The organism is Corynebacterium sp. HMSC071F07, assembly GCF_001810285.1.
Lineage (GTDB): Bacteria > Actinomycetota > Actinomycetes > Mycobacteriales > Mycobacteriaceae > Corynebacterium > Corynebacterium simulans.
Genome location: NZ_KV800678.1, coordinates 1 through 273, shown reverse-complemented (window position 1 = coordinate 273; position 273 = coordinate 1). Strand labels below are relative to the sequence as shown.

Genomic DNA, 273 nt, shown 5'->3' with positions numbered 1-273 from the left:
GTGTGCGAGTGAGAATGCAGGCATGAGTAACGAATTGGAAGGTGAGAATCCTTCCCGCCGGATGACTAAGGGTTCCTGGGTCAAGTTCGTCTTCCCAGGGTGAGTCGGGACCTAAGGCGAGGCCGACAGGCGTAGTCGATGGATAACCAGTTGATATTCTGGTACCCGAGTATATGCGCCCCTGATAAAGCACTGATACTAACCACCACAAGCACTTTTCGATGACACTTTGTGTTGTTGGTTGGTGTGCGTCGTGGGGCCTGATGTGTGGTT

1 rRNA gene is annotated in these 273 nt (G+C 52.4%); it reads left to right on the top strand.

Annotated elements, in window-relative coordinates:
* Window positions 1-273 (top strand): 23S ribosomal RNA (locus tag HMPREF2724_RS01225); the annotation flags it as partial.